At 73.4% G+C, this 7,819-nt stretch carries 6 protein-coding genes and 1 pseudogene; 3 read left to right on the forward strand and 4 right to left on the reverse strand.

All coding sequences use genetic code 11. From position 1 onward, the window contains the following. The 3 genes and pseudogenes from ACFRMQ_RS34835 to ACFRMQ_RS34845 all read right to left on the reverse strand — a co-directional run. Nucleotides 1-752, reverse strand: a pseudogene (locus tag ACFRMQ_RS34835) (hypothetical protein); the annotation flags it as partial. Then, nucleotides 749-1,306 (reverse strand): NUDIX domain-containing protein, encoded by a 558-nt coding sequence (locus tag ACFRMQ_RS34840; RefSeq protein ID WP_380734799.1) that lies wholly within the window; start codon nt 1,304-1,306, stop codon nt 749-751. The gene ACFRMQ_RS34840 and the pseudogene ACFRMQ_RS34835, both read right to left, overlap by 4 nt. Beyond that, on the reverse strand, nt 1,303-2,361 hold the full coding sequence (locus ACFRMQ_RS34845; RefSeq protein ID WP_380734800.1) for an NAD-dependent epimerase/dehydratase family protein: 1,059 nt from the start codon (nt 2,359-2,361) through the stop codon (nt 1,303-1,305). The genes ACFRMQ_RS34840 and ACFRMQ_RS34845 overlap by 4 nt, the downstream gene beginning before the upstream one ends. A 270-nt stretch (nt 2,362-2,631) precedes the next feature. Here ACFRMQ_RS34845 and ACFRMQ_RS34850 point away from each other — a divergent pair, with 270 nt between their 5' ends. From ACFRMQ_RS34850 to ACFRMQ_RS34860, 3 genes are all read left to right on the forward strand, one after another. Beyond that, nucleotides 2,632-4,308 carry a hypothetical protein gene (locus ACFRMQ_RS34850; protein WP_380734802.1) on the forward strand — a complete coding sequence of 559 codons (1,677 nt, stop codon included), beginning with the start codon at nt 2,632-2,634 and terminating at the stop codon, nt 4,306-4,308. A 139-nt stretch (nt 4,309-4,447) separates the two neighbouring features. Further along, entirely contained in the window at nt 4,448-4,972 is a 525-nt protein-coding gene (locus ACFRMQ_RS34855; RefSeq protein WP_380734803.1) for a SigE family RNA polymerase sigma factor, read from the forward strand. Further along, the gene (locus ACFRMQ_RS34860; protein WP_380734804.1) at nt 4,959-5,795 is read left to right on the forward strand and encodes a hypothetical protein; all 837 of its coding nucleotides are present in this window, start codon (nt 4,959-4,961) and stop codon (nt 5,793-5,795) included. Before ACFRMQ_RS34855 ends, ACFRMQ_RS34860 begins: the two co-directional genes overlap by 14 nt. Before the next feature lie 91 nt (nt 5,796-5,886). Here the strand turns inward: ACFRMQ_RS34860 and ACFRMQ_RS34865 are convergent, their stop codons facing one another. After that, nucleotides 5,887-7,464, reverse strand: a complete 1,578-nt coding sequence (locus ACFRMQ_RS34865) for a carbohydrate binding domain-containing protein (RefSeq protein ID WP_380734805.1) — start codon at nt 7,462-7,464, stop codon at nt 5,887-5,889. Between the last annotated feature and the right edge of the window lie 355 nt (nt 7,465-7,819).

Here is a 7,819-nt window from a genome sequence, read left to right on the forward strand (position 1 = left end):
ACTTGCCCCGGGTCCGGGGTTCGCTGGGGGCATGAGCCAAGGACAAAAGCGTAATAAACGCCAGAGATGGGGAGCTTGCGGGCTGGTGCTCGCGGCCGCGCTCGCGCTCGGCGCGGCCGCGCCCGGTCGGCCTCGGCCCGGTACGCCGCCAGGGCGGGATCGCCGCCCGCGAGCTGCGCCCGGACCGTGCGGATGTGGTCACCGGTGTTCTTCCGGGTGCCCGAGTCCACCACGACCACCCGCCAGTCCTCCGGGAACTCCAGCCGCTCCAGGACGACCGGCAGCCCCCGCTCCCGGCCGTCGATCAGCAGCGCGCCGCCCTCGGCGACGGCGAGGTGGTCCATGCCGCCGCCGTTGAAGCGCTCGAACTCGAACTCGTACGCCCACTGGACGATCGAGTCGTGCGGCACCCGCTCGCCGTCCGGCGACCCCGCCTCGGCGAACGCCCGGAACAGCGCCACGATCAGCGCGGTGGACGAGGACAGCCCGCTCGCCGCGGGCGCCTCGCTGTGGACCCGGACGGCCGGCGGGGAGGCGGCCAGCCCGGGCAGCCGCTCGCGCAGGAACGCCCACACCTGGACCGGCCAGCCGTCCTCCGCCACCTCCGGCGCCGCGCCGGGCACGACCTCGACCGTGGTCGGCAGGTCGAGGGCCAGACTGACCGAGCGCCCGCCGCCCAGCCAGTCCAGGTCCTCCCCCGACAGGCACGCCCGGCAGGACACCGCCGCCCGGATCGCTCGCACGTCACTCACTTCGCCTGGAACCTTCCGTCGGCAACGAACGCCCGGTACATCGACAGCACCACCCGCGTGGGCGGGTGCAGCGGCGCCGGAGGGTCGCCCAGCGGACGGAACTCCGCCCGGCGCACCTCGTCCGCCCCCGGGGCGAGCTCCCCGGACCAGCGCCGGGCCACGAAGCAGAGCGCGAAGCAGTGGTTGACGTCCCCGTTCGGGTAGGTCAGCGTGTGCACCGCAGGGTCGGACAGCGACCCGAAGGCCACCAGGTCCTCCTTGTCGACCCGCAGCCCGGTCTCCTCCGCGACCTCCCGGACGGCGGCGTCGGCGAAGCCCCCGTCCTCCTCGCAGGCGCCCGCCGGCAGCTCCCACACCCCGTTGTCGACCCGCTGCTGGAACAGCCCCCGGCCGTCCGCGTCGATCAGCAGGACCTGGGCCCCCGGCAACAACAGCCTTCGACTGCCCACCTTCTGACGCAGCGACCACACGTAAGAGCCGACGTACCCCATGCCCGCACCACCTCCTCCGGCGTCCGCCGCGCGGCGGACGTCCACGGGGCCACAGACTGTCACGCGCTCTCCTCCGTCAGCCAGCGCGGGACCGCCTCGGGCGTCGCCTCCAGCCACCGCACGTACCGCTCGACGCCCTGCGGCACGGTGATCGAGGCCTGCCAGCGCAACAGTTCCCGGCAGCGCTCCGTGGAGGCGTACCCGCCGAGCGGGTCGCCCTCGGGGCGCGGGGTGACGATCCGGCGCGCGTCCGGGAAATAGGGCATCAGCAGGTCCGCGACCTCCCGGATGGACGTCGGACGCCCGGTGCCGACGTTCACCGTCCGGCCCGCCATCCCCTCCTCGACGAGGGCCAGCGCCGTCGCCGCGGCGATGTCGTCGACGTGGACCATGTCGCGCACCTGGACGCCGCCCCCGTTCAACCGCATCGGGCGGCCCAGCTTGGCCTGGAGGGACAGCCACGGGACCATCCAGGAGTGGCTGCCCTGCTTCGGGATCTGCGGCTCCCCGTACACGGAGAAGTACCGGACGATCGCGTACTCGCAGCCGGACGAGGACCCGAGCATCAGCCGGGCCTGGTGCTCCGCCCACAACTTGCCGTTCGCGTACACCGACAGCGGGAACAACGGCTGGTCCTCGTGGAACACGTGCGGCCCGGGCTCGTCGGTGGGGCCGTCGCCGTACACGGAAGCCGAGGAGACCAGTACCAGCCGGCGGACGTCCGCCCGCAGCGCCTCCTCCAGCACGATCTGGGTGCCCTGGACATTGGCCCGGAAGGCGATGTCGGGGTTCCGGGTGCAGGCGGCCACGTCCGCGTAGGCGGCCGCGTGGACCACGAAGTCGGCCTCCCGGAGCAGCCCGGCGACCACCTCGCGGTCGCAGATGTCGCCGACGACGAGCCTGGCCTCGCTCTTCTCCACCCCGAAGAGCGAGTGGCCGGACTCGGGGTAGGCGTCCATCCGGTCCAGCACGGCCACCTCGGCACCGGCCCGGCACAGCAGGGCGGTGAGCCGGCTGCCGACCAGGCCCCCGCCTCCCGTCACCACGACGCGGGCGTCGCGGAGTTTCTCCAACCGGGATTCGACGCTCTCCACGCCGTCGGTTTCGGCTTCGTTCAACGGCACGGACGATCCAGTGGACATGTGTGTCCCTTCCGTAAAGACGGTGAATTCGGGATGCGCACTCACAGACGGCCTCAGGCTTCACACTGAAGGCGGCGTGCCAGCCCAGCATCCGTGGCCCATCAACCGCTCCGCCAGTGCTAATTCGGCACTCTTGCCAGCTCTCGGCGCGATCCGTACTGTCCGGAATCAGTGGCACCCGTAATAGCCCGGTGTTCCACGAATGCCGTCAAGTCACCCACGCCCCACCGGAGAGAGGGAAATCACGTGACGAGCCATCAGCTCAGCGGAGTGGTCATGACCCACCCCAAGCGTTTAAGGGCTGCCGAGCGGATGGCCCAGGCAGCGCCGCCTGGAGCGCTGCGCGTCGTGATGGATCCGGACCCGACCGGCACCCCCTCGGTGCTGCGCACGGCACTCGCCGCCTGGGACTCCGTCGAGGACGGAGCCACCCATCAACTGGTCGTACAGGACGACATGCTGTTGTCCGAATCGTTCTTCGAACGGGTCCGTCTCGCCATTGACGCGATGCCGGACGCGGCGCTGGCCCTGTTCGCCCTGTGGGACTCCCGCAACGGGGCCGCGATCCGGTTCGGCGCCATGGCCGGCGCCCGCTGGGTCGGCGCGGTCAACGAGTACTTCCCGTGCGTCGCCATCGTGCTGCCCCGGGCGGTCGCCGAGGGCTTCGTCCACTACGGCCGACAGCGCCTGAACGCCTGGCCCGACGACATCCTGATGCACCGCTACCTGACCGAGAACGGCGTCCCCCGCTACGTCTCCGTCCCCAACCTCGCCGAGCACGAGGACCGCGGCTCGATCTCGGGCAACGCCTTCCGGGGGCCCCGCCGCTCCGTCTGCTTCCTGCCCGACGACCGGCCCGGCCACGAGGGGAACCGGCTGACCGGCCTGACGGTGCTGCCCTTCTTCAAGTACGGCATCGCCCGCTGCGCGGTGCGGGTCCCCGGTCCGGGCCCCGAACGGTGGCTGCACATGGACAGCGAGCAGTACCTGCGCGGCCTCGGCCTGCCCGGTTCGCTCCTCACCCCGCCCGGACCGGAGGCCGACGCCCCGGACGTCCGGGGCACCTGGCTCACCGCCCTCGCCATGGGCCACGAGGCCGCCCGCCGGGGCCTGGGCACCGCCGAAGGGCCGCCGGAGCGGCCCGAGGTGTACGCCGAGGCGATGGCGACGATCGGGCCCGGCGGCATCAGCAACACCAGCACCGAGGAGCGGATCGCCGAACGCCGCGAGGCCCTCGCGGACGTGGCCCGCCGCGCGCTGGCCGCCGGGCGCGAGGCCGCCGACCGGCCGTCCGCCGGCCGCTCCCGGCGGCGCTCCGGCCTCACCGTGCGCGGCGGGGCGACACCGGTGGGCGAGCACCTCGTCCGGCGGCTCACCGACCTGACCGAGAACGGGGTACCCGACGCCGTCCTCGACCTGACCGGCCTGCGCGGGCCCGCCGCGGGCGGCACGCTGACCGTCCGCCCGCTCGACGCCCCCCGGGCCTACACCCTGACCGTGGGCGAGCTGTACGGGCCGGGCTGCTCCCGGGACACCCCCATCGGCCGCATGGTCTGGGACGCGCTGCGCAGCCAACCGGTGGTCGTCCAGGGGGACCCGGAGGCCGAGGTCTTCCCGGTGTACGTGGACGACCTGGCCGACGCCGTGGCGGCGGTGCTCCGCACCCGGCCCGCCGCCCACGCCCTGACCGTCGCCGACGAGAAGCCCACCACAGTGGGCGCGCTGGCGCGGGCCGTGCACGCGGCCGTCCGCCCGGTGCCGGTCCGGACCGGCTCCTCGGAGCCGGGACTCCCCGCCCCTCGGCCCGATCTCGCGGACGGCCCCCGCCCGCCCGCCTGGGCACCGGCGACCGAACAGGCCAAGGGACTGCACGCGTTCGCCCAGTGGCTGGCCTACGAGGGGACGCTGCTCACCACGCTCTGACCTCCTCGGAGTCCGGCGGGCAACCCGAACCGCCCCCCACCGCGTCAAGGTGCCGTGAGACAAACGACGAGACCGCGGCCCGACCGGCCGCCGCACCGGACGGGATCGACACGAGCACCATGGTGGGGACAACGGCAGGATGACGAACGCGACACCGCCGGACTTCGAGGAGTTCGTGGCCGCCTGCGGGCCGAAGCTGCTGCGGGTCGCCTGGCTGCTGACCGGCGACCCGCACCAGGCCGAGGACCTGCTGCAGACCGCGCTCGCCAAGGTGTGGCCCAAGTGGGCGCGGATCGCCCCCGACCGGCCCGAGGCGTACCTGCGGAAGGTGCTGGTGAACTGCCACGTCTCCCGGTGGCGGCGCCGCTGGACCGGGGAGCTGCCGCACGGGGAGCTGCCGGAGCCGCCGCCGGGCGTCGACCCGTACGACGAGGTGGTGCTCGGCCAGGTGGTCGCCGAGGCCGTGCGGTCGCTGCCGCCGCGTCAACGCGCGGTGGTGGTGCTGCGCTTCTTCGAGGACCTCGGCGTCGAGGAGACCGCCGAGATCCTGCGCTGCAGCACGGGCACCGTCAAGAGCCAGACGCACCGGGCGCTCGCGGCGCTGCGCGGCCGGCTGCCGGCCAGGGAACTCCTGCTGGACGGAGGACGCCGTGCGTGGAACTGACCTGACCGGGCCGGACGGACCGGTGGACGACGGGAGCGACGAGGAGGAGCTGCGGATCCTGCTGCACCGGGCCGTCCCGGCGCTGGAGGCCCCGGACGACCGGATGGACCGGGTGCTCGCCCGGGTCGCCCGGGCCAGGTGCCGGCGGCGGGCCGTCGCGCTGGCGGCCGGGCTGACGGCAGGGCTCACCGCCGCCGTCCTGGCCACCGCACCGGCGCTCGCCCCCGCACCCGGGCGGGGGACGGGACTGGGGCCGGCCGCGGCCGCCCCGGCCCCGGTGTCACCGACGGCGACACCGGTACCTGCACCGACGCCGACGCCTACCCCGGTCACCTTCCCGATGTTCCCGGAGATGACCGTCGACGTCCCGGCGGGCTGGCACAGCTGGGCCGCCCCGGCCACCGACCCGCAGAAGCGGTTCGGCTACCTCGGCACCCGGCCGCAGGTCTCGTCCTGCGCGACCCCCGTCTGCCCGTCCTCCGGAGCGCTGCTCGGCGGCGACGTCATCCTCGTCTTCCGGCTGCTGGAGGGCCAGGAACTGGTCGACAAGGTCTCCCGGACCACGCCCGGACTCACCGACTCCACCGCCGAGGAGGACTGCGTGATCCGCGGTGGCACCCGTGAGCTGGTCGGCGTCCGGGCCGTCAACGGCGCGGACCGCAAGGCGGTGGTCGAGGTGACGGCCTGTCTGCGGCAGCCGTCCGAGGCGACGCTGGCAAAGGTGCGGCAGGTGTTCGGCTCCGTCCGGCCCGCTCCGGCGAGCCCCCTGCCACCGGACGCCCCGCCGGCGGACACCCCACCGGCGGACGACGCGGCCGGCTGAGCGGCGCCACCACCGCGCCCGGGGCCGGAGCCCGGGCGCGGTGGTGTCAGCAGGGGGGTCAGCGGGAGCTCAGCGGGAGCTCAGCTGGGCGTCAACGCCCCTGGAGGCGCTTGACGTTGTCGCCGAAGGTCCAGCCCCGGGAGCCGTCCCAGTTGATCGACCAGGTCATCAGGCCCTTCAGCGAGCCGCTGAAGGCGCTCCAGGACTGGCCGACCAGGCCCGGGTCCATGTAGCCGCCGCCCGCGCCGGGCTGGGCCGGCAGACCGGGAACCTGCTTGTCGTAGGGGACCTTGATGGTGGTGCCCTGGATGGTCAGGCCGTTGTTCAGGCAGGTGGTCTGCGCGGTGAAGCCCTGCACGGTGCCGGCCTGGTAGGAGTCACCGGAGCAGCCGTACATGCTCCCGTTGTAGTACTGCATGTTCAGCCACCACAGCTGCCCGTTGTCGGCGTACTTCTTGACGATCGGCAGGTAGGCGCCCCAGATCGAGCCGTAGTTGACGCTGCCACCGGTGACGTACGCGGTCTCGGGGGCCATCGTCAGGCCGAAGCCGGCCGGCATCTGGGCCAGCACGCCGTCGATGATGCGGATCAGGTTGGCCTGGGAGGCGGACAGCGTGTTGATGTTGCCGCTGCCGGACAGGCCGGTCTCGATGTCGATGTCGATCCCGTCGAAGTTGTACTTCTTGAGGATCGGGACGACGGTGGCGACGAACTTGTCGGCGACGGTGCTGGAGCTGAGGTCGATGCCGGCGGCGGCGCCGCCGATCGACATCAGGATCGTCGCGCCGGAGGCCTTGGCCTGGCACATCTCGGCCGGGGTGGAGACCTTGACGTTGGCGTCCATGCCGTCCTGCCACAGCACGGTGCCGTCCGAGAGGATCACCGGGAAGGCGGCGTTGATGACGTTGTAGCCGTGCGCGGCCATCCGGCTGTCCGTGATCGGGACCCAGCCCATGCCGGGGTGGACGCCGTTGGAGGCGCCGTCCCAGTTCTCCCAGTAGCCCTGGAGGACCTTGCCGGACGGCTTGGGCTTCGTCGGGCAGGTGTCACCCGGCGCGGGCGTGGTGGGCCGCGGGCTGGTGGGCGGCGGGCTGGTCGGCGGCGGCGTCGTGGGCGGCGGGGTGGTGGGCGGGGGCGAGGTCGGCGGCGGGCTGGTCGGCGGCGGGGTGGTCACCGTGGGGCTGGGGCTGCTGCCGCCGGGGCCGGCGAGCGACACGTCGTCCGCGTAGAACGCGGGCTGCCCGTACCAGCCGTGCAGGAAGACGGTCACCGAGGTGGTGTTCGCCCCCGTGGTGAAGCCGACGCTGAGCTGGCTGTAGGACGCGCTGCCGGCCGTCCAGGTGGACGGGTCGCTGCCGCCGCCGGTGCCGGTGGCGCCCAGGTAGACGTAGCTGCCCTGGACGTAGGCGCTCAGCGTGTACTGGGAGTTGGGCTGCACGCTGATGGTCTGGGTGCACTGGGCGGTGTCCTGGCCGGTGGGCGTGGCCTGGAGCGCGGAACTGCCGGAGTGGACCGGGCTGCTGACCACCGCGCCGGTGCCGCCGGAACAGTTCCAGCCGGAGAGCCCGCTCTCGAACCCGGGGTTGTTCACCAGGTTGGGGGTGGCGGCCCCGGCCGTGACGGTGCCGGCCACGGCGATGCCCGCCCCGATGACGGCGGCGGCGCTCACCCCGGCCAGGGTGCGGCTCAGGACGCTCGACCCGCGCCCGCCCTGTCCGGTCCGGTGGACCTGCGTTGCGCGCTCGACGACCGCCCGCTGCGGACCGGGGCGGGCCTGGCCCGACTGGCGTGGAGTACGCGACCTACGACGGAACATGCAGTGCTCTCTTCCCGCCGGGCGTCTGGGATGTGACGACGCGTGGGGGCGCGACGCCCGGCTCTGGGTGAGGTGGGGACATGTGGGGCTGTGCCGGTCCGGATCGTAGGAGGGGCGGCAAGGCCCGTCAATAGGTCTGGACCATTTAGGTCTGGACCAATTGCGTCGGAGGGGTGCGGAACGCGGACGGCCGGCGCGGGTCGGTGTG

The organism is Kitasatospora sp. NPDC056783 (genome assembly GCF_042789895.1).
Classification (GTDB): Bacteria; Actinomycetota; Actinomycetes; order Streptomycetales; family Streptomycetaceae; genus Kitasatospora.

What these genes read in the sequence shown, in the direction of transcription:
- ACFRMQ_RS34855 (WP_380734803.1), top strand. Translation starts at nt 4,448, where the DNA reads ATGACGAACGCGACACCGCCGGACTTCGAGGAGTTCGTGGCCGCCTGC.